Origin of the sequence: Streptomyces sp. NPDC050658, from assembly GCF_044457025.1 — a bacterium.
Taxonomy (GTDB): Bacteria; Actinomycetota; Actinomycetes; order Streptomycetales; family Streptomycetaceae; genus Streptomyces.
This window is the reverse complement of sequence record NZ_JBITGM010000004.1, coordinates 619,455-638,399: the sequence shown is the minus strand read 5'-3', so window position 1 is coordinate 638,399 and position 18,945 is coordinate 619,455. Positions and strand designations below refer to the sequence as shown.

Sequence of the window (18,945 nt, the reverse complement as noted above, 5' to 3'; positions counted from 1 at the left end):
CCGATCTTCGACCTGGTCGACTACGGCGTCGTCGGCGACCTCTTCGACGTCGTCCCCGCCCTCACCGAAGAGGTCAAGACCCGCAAGGGCTGACCTGTTCGAGCCGAAGGCTCCGGATGTACGAGGCCCCCGATCCCGCACCGCGCGGGGCGGGGGCCTCGCGCTTCACAGCGTGAGGCTCGCCTGCACCGGCAGATGGTCGCTGGGGAACTGGCCGCCCACGGAGAAGGTGTTGATGGCCGCCGAGTGCACCCGCACGCCGGGCGTCGCCAGAATCCAGTCGATGCGGTCGCCGTCCGGCACCAGGGGCTTGTAGCCGTGGAAGGTGGCGTACGCCTTGCTGCGTTCGTCCGCCGCGTCCCAGGTGTCGACGAGCCCGGCGCCCAGCATGGTGTCGTAGACCGGATTCTTGTGGGCCGCCACATTGAAGTCACCGGTGACCAGGATCGGCAGGGACCGGTCAAGACCGGCGATCCGTTCGGAAGTCAAACTCGCGGCACGCGTGCGTGCGTACTGACTGGCGTTGTCGAGATGGGTGTTGAGGACGTACAGCTCGGAGTCCGTGCGCAGATCGTGGAAGCGGACCCAGGTGACCATGCGGATGGAGCCGCCGCCCCAGGTGTTGGACCCGATGACGTCCGGGGTGTCCGAGAGCCAGTAGTGGTCGTACTCGACGGGGGCGAGCCTGCGGGTGTCGTAGAAGACCGTCATGAACTCGTCGCGGCTGCCGCCCGCGCGGCCGGTGCCGATCCAGTCGTAGTGCGGGCCCAGGTCGGCCGCGATGTCGCGGACCTGCTGGTAGAGGCCCTCCTGGGTGCCGATGACGTGCGGGCGCGCGCGGCGCAGCAGCTCGCGGGTGACCGGACGGCGGCCGGCCCAGGTGTTGGGCGGGGTGGTGCTCGCGTAGCGGAGGTTGAACGACATGATCTCCAGGCGGCGCCCGGCGCGCTCCACCGCATGCGCGGGGGACGCGGCCAGTGCCGTGGTGAACAGCGGGACCGCCGCGGCGGCCAGTACGGTCTGCAGGCCGAGGCGGCGGGACACTCGGGAGTCGTTCGGCACGCGGTCTCCTTCGGTGGGTGGCGCACAGCATGGGGTGCGGGCACGGGAGTGCGGAAGCAGGATCTGAGACAGGGGTGAACGGTCGGGGTCCGGCAGACGAGAGGGTGTTGACCAGCGGGAAGGTCGACGGATAACTTCGCCATACGGATTGTTGATTCCGTGAAGCGGAAATGCCGGGCGCGGCACCGAGCGTGTGGAGGATGCAGGAATGGGTCAGCAAGAGCAGGTTGCGACGAGCCTCGCCGGCGCGGTCAGCGAGGGCATCAGCGCTTCCCTCGCCCCGGTGGACGCGGAGCTCGCGCGCCGCTACCCCGGCGACCCAGGCACCCGCCAGCCCGTCCACACCGTGTACGTACCCGGTGAGCAGTTCGGTTCCGACACCATCCGCGGCTGGGGCGACCAGGCGCTCCAGGCCCTCGACGAGCACGCCCCGGACGCAGCCTCCTTCGCGGCCGTCCTCGGCCTGTCCGACGACCTCGCCGAGCCCGTCTACAGCCGCGTGCGCGCCAAGCTGGAGCGCGAGCCCATCGAGGACCTGCGCATCGACTTCGAGGACGGCTACAAGGGCAAGGACGAGGACCAGGACGCCGCCCGCGCGGCCCGGCTCGTGGCCGAGGCCTTCAAGAACGGCACGGCCGCCCCGTACATGGGCATCCGCATGAAGTGCATGGAGGAGCCGGTCCGCGACCGCGGCATCCGCACCCTCGACATCTTCCTCTCCGGGCTCATGGAGGCCGGCGGTCTGCCCGACGGACTGGTCCTGACCCTGCCCAAGGTGACCTACCCCGAGCAGGTCACCGCGATGGTGCGGCTCCTGGAGGAGTTCGAGAAGGCGCGCGGCCTGGAGGCCGGCCGGATCGGCTTCGAGATCCAGATCGAGACCAGCCAGTCCATCCTCGCCACCGACGGCACCGCGGCCGTCGCCAAGATGATCCAGGCCGCCGAGGGCCGCGCCACCGGCCTGCACTACGGCACCTTCGACTACAGCGCCTGCCTCGGCGTCAGCGCCGCCTACCAGGCCAGCGACCACCCGGCCGCCGACTACGCGAAGGCGGTCATGCAGGTCGCCGCGGCCGGTACGGGCGTGCGCGTCTCGGACGGCTCCACCAACGTGCTGCCGGTCGGCTCGACGGAGAACGTGCACGAGGCCTGGCGGCTGCACTTCGGCCTCACCCGGCGCGCCCTGGCCCGCGCCTACTACCAGGGCTGGGACATGCACCCCGGCCACATCCCGACCCGGTACGCCGCCGTGATCGCCTTCTACCGCGAGGGCTTCGAGCGGGCCGCCGCCCGCCTGCACGCCTACGCCAACCACACCAGCGGCGCCGTCGCCGACGAGCCGGCCACCGCGAAGGCCCTCGCCGGCTACCTGCTGCGCGGCCTGGACTGCGGCGCCCTCGACGCCGCCGAGGTCACCCGCGGCACCGGTCTCACGCTGGCCGGGCTGCAGTCCTTCGCGGGCCCCCGCCGCGGCGACCTCACGGCCTCCGCGAAGTAACACCGGCACGGGCTGTCACCTCTGCCCCGTACCCTGTAGCCCACACAAGTGGTGTCGCAGGAACGGGGCAGCGGTGTCTTCGGGGGATCAGGATCAGACGGGCGGGGTCGGCAGGCTCCTCGCCGGGCGCTATCGCGTCGTGGCGCAGCTCGGGCGGGGCGGCATGGGCGTCGTCTGGCGCGCGGTCGACGAGGTGCTGCACCGCCCGGTCGCGGTCAAGGAATTGCGGACGTACTCGGACGCGGGCGGGCCCGAACTGGCCGATCTGCGGCTGCGGATGCAGCGCGAGGCCCGCGCGGCGGCCCGCGTGCGCCACCCCGGAGTCGTCGCCGTGCACGACGTGGCGGAGGTCGACGGGCGACCGCTCATCGTCATGGAGCTGGTCGACGGCCCTTCGCTGGACGACGTGCTGCGCGAGCGCGGCACCCTCGACCCCGCCGAGGCCGCGGCCATCGGCGCCAAGGTCATGGAGGCGCTCGCCGCCGCCCACCGCGCGGGAGTCCTGCACCGCGACGTGAAGCCCGGCAACATCCTCCTGGAGACCGGCGGCCGGGTGGTCCTCACCGACTTCGGCATCGCCACCATGGACGACCCCGGCGACGGCTCGTCCACCCACCTGACCCGCAGCGGCGAACTGGTCGGCTCCCTGGACTACCTGGCGCCCGAGCGCGCCCAGGGGCAGGACCCCGGCCCGGCGTCCGACGTCTGGGCCCTGGGCGCCACGCTGTACGCCGCGGTCGAGGGCTCCTCGCCCTTCCGTCGTACGTCGACGTGGTCCACGCTCACCGCGATCGTCGCCGAACCGCTGCCCGAACCGCGCCGCGCGGGCGCCCTCACGCCCGTACTCCAGCAGCTGATGCACAAGGACCCGCAGGCCCGGCCGGACGCCGACCAGGCGGTGCTGCTGCTCACCGACGCGGCGGGCGGCGACGCGACCGCCGCGCTGCGCGTCCCCGCGCCGCAGCCGAGGCAGGAGACGGAGCGGAGCATCCCGAGCGGCCCGCCGCCGGGCTTCGGGCCGCCGCCGGGGACCGCCGCACCGCATCCCGCGCCTCCGGTGCCGCCGTCCGCATCGCACCCCACGCCTCCCGCGCCACACTCCGCGACCGCCCCGCCGCCGCCACGACGCCCGCGCCGGGGCCGCGCCCTGCTCGCCGCGGTGGCCGTCACCGTCGTCCTGGCCGCGACCGGCGTCACCGTGGCCCTGCTCAACAACGGCGGCGAGAGCGACACCCGGTCGCAGCGCCCAGGAGGCTCCCCCGGCGACACGGCCGAGCCGGGCCCCGACAACAGCCGGGGCACGCTCGACGGCACACGTACGCCCAAGCCCTCGAAGCAGGGTGACGAGAAGACCCGCGAGCCGGACGCGAAGCCGTCGGACAAGGACGACCCGGAGTCCACGGTCAAGCCGACGAGCCGCCCCAAGCCCTCGTCGGACCCGACCGAGGGCGAGGACACGACCGGCGGCGGCTCGGGCGGCTCGGACGGCGGCGGCACCTCGGGCGGCGGAGGCGACCCGGCCCCCGAGCCCGTCTGCCACGCCACCGGCGGCGGCAAGTACGACTGCTCGGTATGGCGCACGGCCAAGTCGTACACCGCGTCGGGCGCCGAGGCGGGCGTACTGAACGCCGGCACGAACTATTTCTACTGCCAGCAGAATCTCGGCCGCCGCGAGACGTACGGCGAGTGGACCAACGTCTGGTGGGCCAAGACGGACGACGACAGCGGCAACACGAACGTGTTCGTGAGCGACGTCTACATCAAGGGCGGCGACAACGACAAGCCGCTGCCGGGCCTGCCCGTCTGCTGACCTCTGGAGAGGAGAGGGTCCCACGCCCATGAGTGAATCCCAACGCCTCCGTGGGACGGACGAGTTGTTCGACCGCGTCCGGTCAGCCGTCGAGGGCGCGGACACGGCGTACCGGCTGCGACGGACGGGCCGGGGCTTCGACCTGGCCGCGGACGTCCCGACGACGGGCCGTCACACCACCCAAGTGCACACCTATCGGGTCGAGTTGAGCCCGCAGGACGGGACGTTCGTCATGACGGACATCGTCGTCACCGAGCAGCACGGTCCGGGTCCCGCACGCGGACGGACCGTGACGACCGGCCGCAGCAGGTACCGCACCTGGAGCCGCTCCCTGGACGGCACCGAACGCCACAACTTCGCCTCCGCCGACGGGCACCGCCTGATCCGGGACGCGGCGAAGGAGTTCGGCTGGCAGGAACTACGCCCCGCGGGCCAGAAGATCGCGCGCGTCTTCGGGATCATCGGCGGGCTCGTGGCCCTGGGCACGCTGCTGGCGCTGGCGGCCGCGTTCTGGCTCTGAGCGGTGCCGGGCTGCCGTCCTTGAGCGAGTACGGCCGGGCCGGCGCCCTTGAGGACGGCCGCGCTTCCGCCCCGCGGCGGGATCAGTCCGCGGGCGGCAGTTCGCCCGACCCCCGCTTGATCAGCCGGGTGGACAGCTCGATCCGCTCCGGAGCGTCGGACGCGCCGTCCAGCTGCCGGAAGAGTCGCTCCGCGGCGGTCCGGCCCAGCTGCGCGGCGTCCTGCGCGACGACCGTCACGCCGGGCCGCAGCAGGTCCGCCAGCTCGAAGTCGTCGAAGCCGACCAGGGCCACCGGGCGAGTGAGCCCGGCCAGGACACGGACGACCGTCACGGTCACCCGGTTGTTGCCCGCGAAGATCGCCGTTACCGGTTCCGGGCCGCCCAGCATCGTCTCGGTGGCCCGCGCGACCCGCTCCGGATCGGTCGCGCCGAGCGACACCCACTCCTCGTCGACGGGGATGCCCGCGTCCTCCATGGCGGCGCGGTAGCCCCGCAGCCGCTCTATGGCCGTATGGATCCGCGGCTGGTCACCGATGAAGCCGATCCGGCGGTGACCATGGGCGATGAGATGGGCGACGCCGTCCCGCGCGCCGCCGAAGCTGTCGGAGAGCACGACATCGGCGTCGATCTTCCCGGCGGGCCGGTCGACGAAGACGGTGGCGACCCCGGCGGCGATCTCCGGCTCCAGATAGCGGTGGTCGTCACCGGCCGGGATGACCACAAGGCCGTCGACCCGGCGCGCGCAGAGCGCGAGCACCAACTCCTGCTCCCGGTCCGGGTCCTCGGCGCTGGAACCGTTGATCAGCAGCGCGCCGTGGGCCCGCGCGACCTCCTCCACGGCCCGGCTGAGCGGGCCGTAGAACGGGTCGGCGAGATCCTCGAGGACGAGGCCGATGCTGGCGGTACGGCCCTTGCGCAGGACACGCGCGCTGTCGTTGCGCCGGAAACCCAGGGCGTCGATGGCCTCCTGCACGCGGCGCTCGGTGTCCGGCGTGACCCCCGGTTCGCCGTTCACCACGCGGGAGACCGTCTTCAGGCCCACTCCGGCGCGCGCCGCCACGTCCTTCATGGTCGGGCGGGTGCCGTACCGGTTCTTCTCGGGGGCGCGGGCGGGGCGGCCCGAAGGGTCTCCGTCGGGGTGGTGGTGGGAGACGGGCGGGCGTGCGGTCTCTGCCACGGTGCGCTGTCCTGTCGTCGGCGTAAATGATGTGGCGTCGAGCATAGAACCTGGACAACGTTGTCAGATGCACGAGAGACTGACCTTCGCACTCTCCGGCCTGCCCTTTCACCAGGAGATCTGACACTGATGCACACGGACCTCGTCGTCGCGCTCGACATCGGCGGCACCAAGATCGCCGGCGCGCTGGTGGACGAACGCGGCCGGATCCTGCTGCGCGCGCAGCGGCCGACGCCCGCGCGCGAGGACGGCGACACCGTGATGCGGGCGGTCGAAGAGGTCGTCGCCGAGCTCAGAGTCTCCCCGCTGTGGGGCCGCGCCGGCGCCGTGGGCATCGGCAGTGCGGGCCCCGTGGACGCGTCGGCGGGCACCGTCAGTCCCGTCAACGTCCCCGGCTGGCGCGGCTATCCACTGGTGGAGCGGGTGCGGGCGGCGACCGCCGGGCTCCCCGTCGAACTCGTCGGCGACGGCGTGGCGATGACGGCCGCCGAGCACTGGCAGGGCGCGGCCCGCGGCCATGACAACGCGCTGTGCATGGTGGTCTCCACTGGCGTCGGCGGCGGCCTGGTCCTCGGCGGCGAACTGCACGCCGGCCCCACCGGAAACGCGGGCCACATCGGTCACATCAGCGTCGACCTCGACGGTGACCCCTGCCCCTGCGGGGCGCGCGGCTGCGTCGAGCGGATAGCGAGCGGCCCGAACATCGCGCGGCGCGCCCTGGACGGCGGCTGGCTTCCGGGCCCCGACGGCGACACCTCGGCCGCCGCGGTCGCCGTCGCCGCCCGCGCCGGTGACCCGGTGGCCCTCGCCTCCTTCGCCCGCGCGGCGCGTGCGCTGGCCGCCGGGATCGCCGCGACGGCGACCCTCGTCGAGATCGACATCGCCGTCATCGGCGGTGGGGTGGCGAAGGCGGGCGACGTGTTGTTCACGCCGCTGCGGCGCGCCCTTCGCGACTACGCGACGTTGTCCTTCGTACGTCAACTCACCGTGGCCCCCGCGCTGATGAGCACGGACGCGGGGCTCGTCGGAGCGGCGGCGGCAGCGCTCGGCGGCAAGCGGCTGAGCGTGGTCGCGCCGGTGCCGAAACGCCGGACGGGCTGATGGAGCCGTCCCGTCCGGCGCTCGACAACCGGCTGGAGCCGCTGATCGACGGCAGCCCCGAGGCTCAGGTGCTCAGCAGCTCAGCACCGGCTCCGCCCAGTCCGCGTGGTCGGAGTCGGTGCCGTCACCGCCGTCGGTGACCACGAGCCGCACGGTCTGAGCACCGCTCACATCCGCCGAAATGCTCTGCGCGGGCTGCGCGTTGGTCAGCACGCCGGTCGACGCCGCCTTCTTGCCGTCGGCCCAGATCTCGAAGGCGACCGTGCCCTTGAGGAGCTTCTCGTCGTCGACGCCGACCTTCGCGGTGACCTTCTCGCAGGCTGCGCCGGTGTAGTACTCGATGCTGCTCGGCGCGTGCGCCCCGAGCCCCTTGGCGTACACGACCCCGTTGATCGTCATGGGGTTGCCGTCGCCCGCCGCGCTCTCACCGTTGCTGGTGTCCTTCTCGACCGGACCCCAGCCGTTCGATGTGGCGAGCCACGGCAGATCGCTCAGCGCCGAACTGCCCGCGGGCGGCGCGACGACGACATGCGCCGTCACCGGCAGCACGCTCTCGGCGCGGGTGCCGGAGGGGGAGCGGTAGGCGGTCCTCACGCTCAGGTCGTACGCTCCCGGCGCGGTGCCCTGGGGAGCGGTGACCGTCCATGACGTACGGAGGGACTTTCCCGTGCCCAGGGAGCTCGCGGTCGACGGCGAGGTCGCCTTGATCTGCCATCCCGCGGGCCCGGAGACGGTGGCGGAGACCTTCCGCGCGGCCGTGCGGCCGAGGTTGGTGACCTTGGACGTCAGCGCGGTCGGCTTGCCCGCCTCCATGAACGGGGCGCCGTCCAGGCCGAGTTCGACGGCGGGCGGATGCTGCGACCACTTGCCGTCGGCCGACACCCGCAGCAGCACGGTGCCGTGGGCGGGGACGGTCGCGGAGATGCTGCCCGCCGTGTTGTAGCTCTTGTGCTGCCACAGGTCGCGCAGCGTGTACCCGTCGGCGTCGGGGAGGCCGACGGCCTTCGCGGACGTGGCGATCGACTGGGCGCGCTCCGTCTCGTTGAAGAGCGCGACGGCCCGGCTGCCGTCCTTCATCTCCTTGGCGACGACCCAGCGGCCGCCTTCGGAGGAGAGCACCTTGCCCTGCTTGCCCAGCGGGTCCTGGTCGACGGCGATGACTTCCTTGTTGCCGATGATCTCGAAGGTCTCCGGCGTGGCCTTGCGCAGGTCCGAGCCGATCAGCAGGGGTGCGGCCATGACGGACCACATCGAGAAGTGCGTGCGGTACTCGGTGTCGGTCATGCCGCCGTTGCCGACCTCCAGCATGTCCGGGTCGTTCCACCGCCCCGGGCCCGCGTACTCGGCGAGCGGCAGGTTCTGCTTCATGATCGACAGCATCGAGCTCCAGTTGTCGCTGATGTCGCCGGTGGTGCGCCAGAGATGGCCGACGTCGGCGGCCCACTCCCAGGGCTTGTTCTCGCCCCACTCGCAGATGCTGTAGACGATGGGCCGGCCGGTGGCCTTCAGCGCGTCGCGCATCGCGATGTACCGCTTCTTCGCGTCGACGCCTTGGTTGTTGCAGTTGTCGTACTTGAGGTAGTCGACGCCCCAGTCGGCGAACTGCCGGGCGTCGCTGACCTCATGGCCGAGCGCTCCGGGGAAGCCGATGCTGCTGCAGGTCTTGGTGCCCGCGCTGGTGTAGATGCCGAGCTTGAGGCCCTTGGAGTGGACGTAGTCGGCAACTGCCTTGATTCCATTGGGGAATCGCTTGGGGTCGGGTACCAGCTTGCCGTCGGCGTCGCGCTCGGGCAGCGCCCAGCAGTCGTCGAGGTTGACGTACTGGTAGCCCGCCTCCTTGAGGCCCTTCTCGACGAAGATGTCCGCGATCCCCTTGACCATCGCCTCGTCGAACTCGGCCCGGCAGTGGGTGGAGTTCCAGTTGTTGAAGCCCATGGGCGGGGTGAGGGCGAGGTCGCCGGGGAGCTTGGACTCGGCTGCGGCGGCCCGGCTCGGGGCGCCTGGCTCCTGTGCCGAGGCCAGTGCCTGTGGTGCCGCGAGGCCCGTGGTGCAGAGCAGGGCGGCGGCGAGCGATCCGACGACTCTTCGCCTGACGGTGCGGGATGAGAGGTGACGCATCGTTACATTCCTCCGTACTCGCAGAAGTTGGGGGACTGCATGTACGTGTCAGAGGTGCGCGCTTACGGTAGGCCTTGTTGGACTCTGTTGGAAGGGGAGTGGTAACGGTTCGGTCAGTCGAACGCCGAAACCCTTGACTGCGGTGGAACTTGGGAGTGGGATCCCAATCCTCGCGTTCGGTTGTGTTCGGTTGCACCCCGAGGAGGGGGACATGGCACAGTCATCGTTCAAGGGTTCTGCCACGCCTCGCAGCATGTCAGGACATCGGATGCCCCGGCGGAATCTCTTGCGTGGTGCGGCTGTCGGCACCGGAGCGGTCACCCTTCCGGCCCTGCTCACGGCCTGTGGCGACGGTCCCGGCGGCAACAAGGACGAAGTCACGATGGGCTCCAACTCCTCGGACGCGGTGCCCAAGAAGGCGTTCGCCGCCGCCTTCGACGCGTACGAGAAGAAGTCCGGGAAGACCGTCAAGGTCAACACCACAGAGCACAACGAGTTCCAGCAGAACATCACGCGCTATCTGCAGGGGTCGCCCGACGACGTCTTCATGTGGTTCGCCGGGTACCGCATGCAGTACTTCGCGGAAAAGGGTCTGCTGATCGACGTAAGCGACGTGTGGAAGGGTTTCACCGGATTCTCGGACGCGTTGAAGGCGCAGTCCACGCACGACGGCAAGCAGTACTTCGTGCCGTACTACTACTACCCATGGGCCGTCTTCCACCGCAAGAGCCTCTTCGCGAAACAGGGCTATGAACAGGCCAAGACCTGGGACGACTTCATCGCCCTCGCCAAGAAGATGAGCAAGGACGGAATCCCGGTCGCCTTCTGCGACAAGGACGGCTGGCCCGCGATGGGCACCTTCGACTACATCAACATGCGGCTCAACGGCTACGAGTTCCACAAGAACCTGATGGCCGGCGAGGAGGCCTGGACGGACACCAGGGTCAAGAAGGTCTTCGACCTCTGGCGCGAACTCATGCCCTACTACCAGAAGGGCGCGCTCGGCCGTACCTGGGAAGAGGCGGGGCAGGGGCTGCAGAAACGAAAGACGGGAATGGCCGTCTTCGGGATGCCGCACCCCGGCCAGCAGTTCCCGGCGGACGAACGCGACGACATCGACTTCTTCGCCTTTCCCGAGATCGACCCGGCGTACGGCCAGGACGCGGTCGAGGCACCGATCGACGGATTCCTGGTGGCGAAGAAGTCGAAGAACGTCGACGGCGCCAAGCAGCTCCTCAAGTGGCTCGGAACACCGAAGGCGGAGGACATCTACCTCGCGGGCGACCCCAACAACATCGCCGTCAACGAAGGCGCCGACACCTCCAAGTACAGCCCCCTGCAGAAGAAGTCGGCCGAACTCGTCGCGGGCGCCAAACAGATCTCGCAGTTCCTGGACCGGGACACCCGCCCCGACTTCGCGCAGACCGTCATGATCAAGGCCCTCCAGGACTTCATCGGCAATCCGAAGGACGTCGACGGGCTCGTCAACAGCATCGAGCGGCAGAAGAAGGACATCTTCTCGTCGGACGTCGGCTGAGGGCGGGGGACAGCGTTCCGTGCCGCAGAACATCGAGCGAAGCGCCCGGCGCCGGGGCGCACGCCGTTTCACCCGCCGCGACAAGCTGGTCCTCGGCCTGCTCCTCGGAATTCCCGTACTCCTGGACATCGTCATCATCTGGGGCCCGACCCTGGCCTCCGTCGGCCTTTCCTTCACGTCCTGGGACGGCATCGGCGACATCCACTGGGCCGGCACGAAGAACTACGAGAACCTGGCCGACAATTACCCCGCGTTCTGGCCGGCCGTCCGCCACAATCTGCTCTGGATCGCCTTCCTCGGCCTGGTGGCGACCCCGTTCGGCCTGCTCCTGGCCGTGGTCATCGACCGCGGCGTCCGCTTCAGCCGCTTCTACCAGTCCGTGTTCTATATGCCGGTGGTCCTCTCGCTGGCCGTCGTCGGATTCATGGCCCAGCTGATCCTCGGCACCGACCAGGGCGTGGTCAACACCCTCATCGGCAACCAGGACGACCCGATCGACTGGCTAGGGAACTCCGACATCAACCTCTGGATGATGATGCTCGCCGCGAGCTGGCGGCACACGGGCTATGTGATGATCCTCTACCTCGCCGGACTGAAATCGGTCGACCCCGCACTCAAGGAAGCGGCTCAGATCGACGGCGCGAATGCCCGGCAGACCTTCTTCCGGGTCGTTTTCCCGACTCTGCGCCCGGTGAATGTCATCGTCGGCGTCATCACCGTCATCGAGGCATTGCGCGCCTTCGACATCGTGTACGCCGTGAACAAGGGCCGCAATGGCCTGGAACTGCTCTCCGTCCTCATCACCGACAACATCATCGGCGAGGCCAGCCGCATCGGATTCGGTTCCGCCATAGCGGTCGTCCTTCTGACGGTCTCCCTTGGCTTCATCGTGACGTTCCTGGTCCAAGAGCTGCGAGGTGCGCGCGACCGATGACCGCCGACATCCACACCACGGCTCGTGCCACCACAGGGACCCCGCCCACCGAAAAGCCCCCGCGCCGAGGCCGCCGCCCGGGCCGCTACGGCGTACACATCTTCCTCGTCACCGTGGCCCTCGCCTTCCTGGCCCCACTCCTCCTGGCGGTCTACGCCTCCCTCCGCCCGTACGAGGAAACGGCGGAGCACGGCTATTTCTCCCTCCCCGACAGTCTGTCCTTCGACTACTACCGCCAGGCGTACAGCGATTCGGGCATGGGGAAGTACTTCACCAACACGCTCCTCATAGCGGTCCCAGCGGTGATCATCACGCTGTTCCTGGCCGCATTCGTGGCGTTCGCCGTGTCCCGGCTCCGCATTCGCGGGGGAATGACCCTGCTGATGCTCTTCACGGCGGGCAACCTCCTCCCGCCGCAAGTCCTCGTCACCCCCCTCTACGTCCTCTTCCTCAAGATCCCGCTGCCCTGGTGGATGTCGGACTCCCTCACCCTGTACGACTCGTACTGGGCGATCATCATCGTCAACATCGGCTTCCAGGTGGGCTTCTGCGTCTTCGTCCTCGCCAATTTCATGCGCACCCTGCCACAGGAAATCCTGGAGGCGGCGATCGTGGACGGCGCGGGCGTTTGGACGCAGTTCTGGCGGATCACCCTCCCCCTGTGCCGCCCCGCACTGGCGGCCCTGGGAACGCTCGAATTCACCTGGATCTACAACGACTTCCTCTGGGCCCTGATCTTCATCTCCGACCCGGACAAACTCCCGATCACGTCATCCCTGAACAATCTCCGGGGCCAATTCTTCACGGACTACAACTTGCTGGCAGCAGGCTCGGTCCTGGTGGCCCTCCCCACGGTCCTCGTCTTCCTCCTGCTCCAACGCCACTTCATCGCGGGGCTGACGCTGGGGTCGAGCAAGGGGTGAGGAAGGCCGCCCCGGAACGGCCTACTCCAAGGAGTCCAACGCCGCCTGCAGTGTCGGTACCGGCGACAGCATTGCCGTGAGGCCTGCGATTCCCAGGATGCGCAGGGTCAGGGCGCGGGGGCAGACCACCGACATGCGGGCGCCTCTTGCTGTCGTGCGCCGGTGTGCGCGGACCAGCAGGGAGATGCCGGAGCAGTCGAAGAACGTGGTCTCCGTGAGGTCAATGATCACCTTCTCGGCGGTTCCCGCGGTGATCGGGTCGAGCAGCGGGTTGATCCGCTGGAAGGCCAACAGGTCGATCTCGCCGTGCAGTTCGACCACGACCGCGCCGTCGAGCCCGTACGTACGGGTCGGCGGGTGCGGTTCCTCGAAGGCGAATGCGTCGCGGGCGTCGAGTTGCATATGTCCCCCAGGGTCGACGCAGTTCGCCATCTTGGGGGAGCGGCAGCGCGTCGAAGAGCCGGAATCGGATGGTCGCCGGGGACTGGGGCGCCTGGCGGATCACGCTAGCGGCCGACGGCGCCACCTGGTGTGCGGGAACGATTCATGCAGAGTGACTCTCACTCGATGGGGTGAAATGGATGTGAACTACTTGACGGATTGGGTCGGCTTTCGGCCTGCGCATGGCGCGCCCCATCAGGGCCTGGTTTCCATGGCAGGGTGTTGCGGGCAAGCCACAGGGGGCCAACAGAAGAGGGGGAACCGTGATCGTCTGGATCAACGGTGCGTTCGGTGCGGGCAAGACCAGCACCGCACGGGAACTGATCGAGCTGATCCCGAACAGCACACTCTTCGACCCCGAGGTCATCGGCGGCGCACTGCCCCATCTGCTGCCGCCCAAGCGCCTCGCCGAGGTGAGCGACTTCCAGGATCTGCCGATCTGGCGGCGGCTCGTCGTGGACACCGCGGCGGCGCTGCTCGCCGAGGTCGGCGGTGTACTCGTGGTGCCCATGACGCTGCTGAGACAGGACTACCGCGATGAGATCTTCGGCGGCCTCGCCTCGCGCAGGATCGCCGTGCGCCATGTCGTCCTGGCCCCGGACGAAACGATCCTGCGGGAGCGAATATCCGCCCGGCCCGTCCCGGAAGACCTGCCCGACGGGGAGATGCGGGTGCGGCGGTGGTCGTTCGACCACATCGAGCCCTACCGCGCCGCCCTCGCGGGCTGGCTCGGCACGGACGCCCTGCGGATCGACACCAGCGCCCTGAGCCCCTACCGGACCGCCGAGTGCGTCGCCGACGCCGTACGGACCGGCGCCGCCTCCGTCTGCGACATCGTGCAGACCCCGGAGCCCACTTCGGAGACCCTCGCCTCCGGCGTCCTGCTCTTCGACGAGGACGACCGGGTGCTGCTCGTCGACCCGACGTACAAGGCAGGGTGGGAGTTCCCCGGCGGCGTCGTCGAACCCGGCGAGGCGCCCGCGCGCGCGGGCGTGCGGGAAGTCGCCGAGGAGACCGGAATCCAGCTCGCCGACGCGCCCCGGCTCCTCGTCGTCGACTGGGAGCCGCCCGTGCCGCCCGGCTACGGAGGCATGCGGTTCCTCTACGACGGCGGACGGCTCGACGGCGAGGACGCGCGGCGGATGCTGCTGCCAGGGCCCGAACTCCGAGACTGCCGCTTCGTCACCGAGGAGGAGGCGGCCCGGCTGCTGCCCCCCGTGCGCTACGAGCGGCTGCGCTGGGCGCTGCGGGCGCGGGAGAGCGGAATCCCGCTGTACCTGGAGTCGAGCGTCCCGGTCGGGCGGCAGCTCCACTAGCCCAGCGTGCGGGCCCGTTCGAGCACCTCGGCCGGAGCCTTGGCCACCGAACCGGTGTCGAAGGGCGGCTGCGGGTCGTACTCGGTGTAGAGCTGGATCGCCTGGGCGGTCACCTCGTCGGTGAGCAGCGCGGCCAGCCGGACGGCCATGTCGATGCCGGAGGAGACGCCGGCCGAGGTGATGACCCGGTCCTGCCGGACCACGCGCTCGGAGGTGTACTCGGCGCCGTACGACTCCAGTTGGGCGGCCGCGTCCCAGTGCGTGGTGGCGGTCAGGCCGTCCAGGAGGCCTGCCGCGCCGAGCACCAGCGAGCCCGTGCAGACCGACGTGGTGAAGCGGGTGCCGGCGTGCGTCCGGCGTACCCAGTCGAGGAACGCGGCGTCGTCGATCATGGCCAGGAAGCTGCCGCCGCCCGGAATCAGCAGGACGTCGCAGTGCTCCACGTCGGCATACGCGGTCGGGACGTGGACGGGGAGCGAGCCCAACACGTCCCGCACCAGGCCCGGTTCAGCCGTCACGAACCGGACCGTGGCATCGGGGACGTACGCGAGAATCTCGTACGGACCGATCGCGTCGAGCGGCTCGAAGCGGTCGAAGAGCGGGATCACTATGTCCATGCGCCGCAGCATAGCCACGGGGGTAGTGGGGGTAGCGGGGGTACGGCGTCACCGCGTCGCGCGTGCGCGGTGTCTGCGGACCGCGTCGCGATTGGCGCACCGCTGGGAGCAGTAGCGCTGCCGCCCGGTGCGCGACGTGTCGGCGAAGACCGTGTCGCACTCGGTCACCGCGCACCGCCGCAGCCGGTGCATGCCGCGCCCCGCCAGATGCAGTGCCGTACCGACCGAGAACAGGACGAACAGCAGCGCGCCGAGGGGCTGTTGCTCGTCCCGGTAGTGCAAGTGCCAGCCGCTGTCAGCGTGGTCGGTCAGCCGGGGATAGGCGGCGGCCTCCGCCAACATCCGGTTCACCAGCTCCGCACGCTCGTGCTCGCCCTCGGCGTCGACGGCCTTCTCCCAGGCGTCCAGCGCCGCGTGGGTCCGCTCCAAGTCCCGTGACGTGACCGGGTGTTCCAGCGTCAGACCGGCCGCGCGGCAGCGGTCCGCCAGCTCCTCGGGGTCCACCGGGCGGCGATTGGCCAGCTCCGCGGCCAGATTGACGGCATCCTCGCCGTAAGGGTTGAGGTGCATAAGCCCATTACAGCAGGCTCGTCGGCATGAGACATCGCATCCCCGTACGCGAAGCCGTCGAGGACGACATCGCGGAACTCGTACGCCTCAGGGCCGGGCTCTTCGAAGACCTCGGCGGCGACTACTTCAACCCCCCGTCGGCGGGCGGCGACTGGCGGCACGCCCTGGCCGTCGTACTGAAGGAGAAGCTCGCCTCGGACGACGCGCGGATCCTCGTCGTGGACGGCGAGGACGGGCTCGCCGCCTGCGGCATCGGCACCGTCGACCAGTGGTTCCCCGGCCCGCACTCGCCGAGCGGCCGGGTCGGGCATGTGATCGGCGTGGTCACCGAACCGGCCTACCGGAGGCGCGGGTACAGCCGGGAGATCATGCGGGGCCTGCTCGACTGGTTCCGGGAGCGGGACGTCTCCCGCGTCGACCTGTACGCCTCGGAGGAGGGCGAACCCCTCTATCGCGATCTCGGGTTCGTCGACCACCCCGACCCCGCGCTGTACTGGCGCCCGTGACGGCGGGGGGCGGCCGCGAAACGGAACCGCCCCCGCCGGACGATCAGCTCGCCGCGTACTTCTGGAGGAACAGCGCCTCGGCGACCGAGAGACGCTCCAACTCCTCGGGCGACACACTCTCGTTGACCGCGTGGATCTGTGCCTCGGGCTCGCTCAGGCCGATCAGCAGGATCTCCGCCCGGGGGTAGAGCGCGGCGAGGGTGTTGCACAGCGGGATCGATCCGCCCTGACCCGCGTACTGCATCTCCTCGCCCGGGTACGCCTCGCCCATGGCCTCCGCCATCGCCGCGTACGCCGGGCTCGTGGTGTCCGCGCGGAACGCCTGGCCCTGCCCGATCTGCTCGGTCGTCACCTGCGCGCCCCACGGCGTGTGCGCCTCCAGGTGCGCCTGGAGCAGCTTGGTGGCCTCGGCCGCGTCCACGCCTGGCGGCACCCGCAGGCTGATCAGCGCCCGCGCGCCCGCCTGCACCGACGGTGTCGCGCCGACCACCGGCGGGCAGTCGATGCCGAGGACCGTGACGGCGGGGCGCGCCCAGATGCGGTCGGCGACCGTGCCGCCACCGATCAGCTCCACCCCGTCCAGGACGTTGGCGTCCTTGCGGAAGGCGGCCTCTTCGTACTGAAGTCCGTCCCACACCTCGTCGCCGGTGAGCCCGTCGACCGTCGTCGAACCGTCCTCCGCGCGCAGCGAGTCGAGCACCCGCACCAGCGCGGCGAGCGCGTCCGGGGCCGCGCCGCCGAACTGCCCCGAGTGCAGATTGCCCTCAAGCGTGTCGATCCGGACGCGTACGAGGGTCATGCCGCGCAGGGTCGTGGTGACCGTCGGCAGGCCGACCCGGAAGTTGCCCGCGTCGCCGATCACGATCGTGTCGGCCGTCAGGAGGTCCGGGTGCTGCTCGGCGTACCGCTCCAGACCGCCCGTGCCCTGCTCCTCCGAACCCTCCGCGATCACCTTGACGGTCACCGGGACGCCGCCGTTCGCCTTCAGGGCGCGCAGCGCCAGCAGGTGCATGATCACGCCGCCCTTGCAGTCGGCGCTGCCGCGGCCGTACCAGCGTCCGGCGCGCTCCGTCAGCTCGAACGGCGGGGTCGTCCACGCCGCCTCGTCGAGCGGCGGCTGCACGTCGTAGTGCGCGTACAGCAGCACGGTGGGCGCGCCCTCGGGGCCCGGCAGTACGCCGTACACGGACTGCGTGCCGTCCGGGGTGTCGAGCAGTGCCACGTCCTGGAACCCCTCGGCGCGCAGCGCGTCCGCCACCCAGTTCGCGGCGGCCTCGCTCTCGCTCCTGGGGAACTGGTCGAAGTCCGCCACCGACTTGAAGGCCACCAGTTCAGTGAGCTCCGCCTTCGCCTTCGGCATGAGCGAGGCGACGGTCTCGGCGATCGGATTCGGCGACATGGGCACGCTCCTCGTAGGTGCGACGTTGTACGTGTGTGGGTGCTGTGATCCTCCCACAGGAGGGGGCCGCGAGTGCCCGCCGTAGGATGCCTTGGAAAGCGCGGCCAACAGCTGGATCGGGAGCGGTAGACCAACGTGAGCAGCGAGAACACAGCGGACGACGCGCAGTACGTGTGGGACGTCGTCGTGGTGGGAGCAGGGCCCGCGGGGGCGTCGGCGGCCTACGCGGCGGCGGTCGCGGGGCGCAGCGTCCTCGTCCTGGAGAAGGCCGAACTGCCCCGGTACAAGACGTGCGGCGGCGGCATCATCGGCCCGTCGCGCGACGCCCTGCCGCCCGGCTTCGAGCTGCCCTTCCGGGACCGGGTGCACGCGGTGACGTTCTCCCTCGACGGCAAGTTCGCCCGCACCCGCCGCTCCAAGCAGATGCTCTTCGGGCTCATCAACCGCGCCGAGTTCGACCAGCAGCTGGTCGAGCACGCCCAGAAGGCCGGCGCCGAGGTGCGCACGGGCGTCACCGTCGCACGCGTGGAGCAGCACGGCGCGGCGGTGCCCGACCGGCGCACGGTCGCGGTGGTGCTGCAGGGCGGTGAGACGGTCCTCGCCCGCGCGGTGGTCGGCGCCGACGGCAGCGCGAGCCGCATAGGAGCGCATGTCGGCGTGAAGCTCGACCAGGTCGATCTGGGGCTTGAGGCCGAGATCCCGGTGCCGCCGAGCGTCGCCGAGGACTGGGCGGGCCGGGTGCTCATCGACTGGGGCCCGATGCCGGGCAGTTACGGCTGGGTGTTCCCCAAGGGGGACACGCTCACGGTCGGTGTGATCTCCGCGCGCGGTGAAGGCGCGGCCACCAAGCGGTACTTGGAGGACTTCGTCGGCCGGCTCGGGCTCGCGGGCTTCGAGCCGAGCATCTCCTCCGGCCATCTGACGCGCTGCCGCAGCGACGACTCGCCGCTGTCGCGCGGCCGGGTCGTGGTGTGCGGTGACGCGGCGGGCCTGCTGGAGCCGTGGACCCGCGAGGGCATCTCCTTCGCGCTGCGCTCGGGGCGGCTCGCGGGGGAGTGGGCGGTCCGGATCGGCGAGGCGCACGACGCGGTGGACGCCCGCCGCCAGGCCCTGAACTACGCCTTCGCGGTCAAGGCGGGACTCGGTGTGGAGATGAGTGTGGGGCGGCGCATGCTGGCCGTCTTCGAGAAGCGCCCCGGCGTACTGCACGCGGCGATCACCGGCTTCCGTCCCGCGTGGAACGCGTTCGCGAAGATCACGCGGGGTTCGACGACGCTGGGTGAACTGGTGCGCCACCACCCGGTCGCGCACCGCGCGCTCTCCGCGATGGACCGGTAGGCGGGCAGCAGCAGACACGGACTGTGCGGACGCGGATCGGAACTCCGGGGCGGGGCCCGGCTGCCTTCGGGCGGCCGG

Annotated in this window: 17 protein-coding genes; 10 read left to right on the top strand and 7 right to left on the bottom strand. The window is 70.4% G+C overall.

Going from position 1 to position 18,945, the window contains the following annotated elements; translation table 11 throughout:
- Positions 1–165: 165 nt before the first annotated feature.
- Positions 166–1,062, bottom strand: a complete 897-nt coding sequence (locus ACIBKX_RS18450) for an endonuclease/exonuclease/phosphatase family protein (protein WP_363274227.1) — start codon at positions 1,060–1,062, stop codon at positions 166–168.
- A gap of 208 nt (positions 1,063–1,270) precedes the next feature.
- Here ACIBKX_RS18450 and ACIBKX_RS18445 point away from each other — a divergent pair, with 208 nt between their 5' ends.
- From ACIBKX_RS18445 to ACIBKX_RS18435, 3 genes are all read left to right on the top strand, one after another.
- Entirely contained in the window at positions 1,271–2,560 is a 1,290-nt protein-coding gene (locus ACIBKX_RS18445) for a DUF6986 family protein (protein ID WP_363274226.1), read from the top strand.
- A 73-nt stretch (positions 2,561–2,633) separates the two neighbouring features.
- Positions 2,634–4,370: a serine/threonine-protein kinase gene (locus tag ACIBKX_RS18440; RefSeq protein WP_363274225.1), complete on the top strand. Its 1,737-nt coding sequence runs from the start codon at positions 2,634–2,636 to the stop codon at positions 4,368–4,370.
- Positions 4,371–4,398: 28 nt separating this feature from the next.
- Positions 4,399–4,890, top strand: coding sequence for a hypothetical protein (locus ACIBKX_RS18435; protein ID WP_363274224.1), 492 nt, complete (start codon positions 4,399–4,401; stop codon positions 4,888–4,890).
- 82 nt (positions 4,891–4,972) lie between these two features.
- Here the strand turns inward: ACIBKX_RS18435 and ACIBKX_RS18430 are convergent, their stop codons facing one another.
- The gene (locus tag ACIBKX_RS18430) at positions 4,973–5,959 is read right to left on the bottom strand and encodes a LacI family DNA-binding transcriptional regulator (RefSeq protein ID WP_363274235.1); all 987 of its coding nucleotides are present in this window, start codon (positions 5,957–5,959) and stop codon (positions 4,973–4,975) included.
- Between the two features lie 237 nt (positions 5,960–6,196).
- Here ACIBKX_RS18430 and ACIBKX_RS18425 point away from each other — a divergent pair, with 237 nt between their 5' ends.
- Entirely contained in the window at positions 6,197–7,168 is a 972-nt protein-coding gene (locus ACIBKX_RS18425) for an ROK family protein (RefSeq protein ID WP_363274223.1), read from the top strand.
- A 72-nt stretch (positions 7,169–7,240) separates the two neighbouring features.
- Here the strand turns inward: ACIBKX_RS18425 and ACIBKX_RS18420 are convergent, their stop codons facing one another.
- The gene (locus ACIBKX_RS18420; protein WP_363274221.1) at positions 7,241–9,286 is read right to left on the bottom strand and encodes an NPCBM/NEW2 domain-containing protein; all 2,046 of its coding nucleotides are present in this window, start codon (positions 9,284–9,286) and stop codon (positions 7,241–7,243) included.
- Positions 9,287–9,554: 268 nt separating this feature from the next.
- Here ACIBKX_RS18420 and ACIBKX_RS18415 point away from each other — a divergent pair, with 268 nt between their 5' ends.
- The 3 genes from ACIBKX_RS18415 to ACIBKX_RS18405 are packed head-to-tail and all read left to right on the top strand — an operon-like array spanning position 9,555 to position 12,680.
- Positions 9,555–10,823 carry an ABC transporter substrate-binding protein gene (locus ACIBKX_RS18415; protein WP_363274219.1) on the top strand — a complete coding sequence of 423 codons (1,269 nt, stop codon included), beginning with the start codon at positions 9,555–9,557 and terminating at the stop codon, positions 10,821–10,823.
- 19 nt (positions 10,824–10,842) lie between these two features.
- Positions 10,843–11,757 (top strand): sugar ABC transporter permease, encoded by a 915-nt coding sequence (locus ACIBKX_RS18410; protein ID WP_363274218.1) that lies wholly within the window; start codon positions 10,843–10,845, stop codon positions 11,755–11,757.
- Complete coding sequence (locus ACIBKX_RS18405; RefSeq protein WP_363274217.1) at positions 11,754–12,680, top strand: carbohydrate ABC transporter permease; 927 nt, start codon at positions 11,754–11,756, stop codon at positions 12,678–12,680. Before ACIBKX_RS18410 ends, ACIBKX_RS18405 begins: the two co-directional genes overlap by 4 nt.
- A gap of 21 nt (positions 12,681–12,701) precedes the next feature.
- On the opposite strand, the gene ACIBKX_RS18400 is transcribed toward ACIBKX_RS18405, so the two are convergent.
- A complete protein-coding gene (locus ACIBKX_RS18400) occupies positions 12,702–13,082 on the bottom strand; it encodes an STAS domain-containing protein (protein WP_363274216.1) in 381 nt (126 codons plus the stop codon).
- A 302-nt stretch (positions 13,083–13,384) separates the two neighbouring features.
- Between ACIBKX_RS18400 and ACIBKX_RS18395 the strand changes: the two genes are divergently transcribed.
- Positions 13,385–14,437 carry an NUDIX domain-containing protein gene (locus ACIBKX_RS18395; RefSeq protein WP_363274215.1) on the top strand — a complete coding sequence of 351 codons (1,053 nt, stop codon included), beginning with the start codon at positions 13,385–13,387 and terminating at the stop codon, positions 14,435–14,437.
- Here ACIBKX_RS18395 and ACIBKX_RS18390 read toward each other — a convergent pair.
- The gene (locus tag ACIBKX_RS18390) at positions 14,434–15,054 is read right to left on the bottom strand and encodes a DJ-1/PfpI family protein (RefSeq protein WP_363274213.1); all 621 of its coding nucleotides are present in this window, start codon (positions 15,052–15,054) and stop codon (positions 14,434–14,436) included. The two genes, ACIBKX_RS18395 and ACIBKX_RS18390, sit on opposite strands and share 4 nt — an antisense overlap.
- 48 nt (positions 15,055–15,102) lie before the next feature.
- The gene (locus ACIBKX_RS18385; protein WP_363274212.1) at positions 15,103–15,624 is read right to left on the bottom strand and encodes a CGNR zinc finger domain-containing protein; all 522 of its coding nucleotides are present in this window, start codon (positions 15,622–15,624) and stop codon (positions 15,103–15,105) included.
- Positions 15,625–15,650: 26 nt separating this feature from the next.
- Between ACIBKX_RS18385 and ACIBKX_RS18380 the strand changes: the two genes are divergently transcribed.
- Positions 15,651–16,130, top strand: a complete 480-nt coding sequence (locus tag ACIBKX_RS18380) for a GNAT family N-acetyltransferase (RefSeq protein WP_363274211.1) — start codon at positions 15,651–15,653, stop codon at positions 16,128–16,130.
- Between the two features lie 43 nt (positions 16,131–16,173).
- On the opposite strand, the gene ACIBKX_RS18375 is transcribed toward ACIBKX_RS18380, so the two are convergent.
- Complete coding sequence (locus tag ACIBKX_RS18375; protein WP_363274210.1) at positions 16,174–17,529, bottom strand: dipeptidase; 1,356 nt, start codon at positions 17,527–17,529, stop codon at positions 16,174–16,176.
- Positions 17,530–17,664: 135 nt separating this feature from the next.
- On the opposite strand from ACIBKX_RS18375, the gene ACIBKX_RS18370 reads away from it, so the two are divergent.
- The gene (locus ACIBKX_RS18370; protein ID WP_363274209.1) at positions 17,665–18,867 is read left to right on the top strand and encodes a geranylgeranyl reductase family protein; all 1,203 of its coding nucleotides are present in this window, start codon (positions 17,665–17,667) and stop codon (positions 18,865–18,867) included.
- The last annotated feature ends 78 nt before the right edge of the window (positions 18,868–18,945 follow it).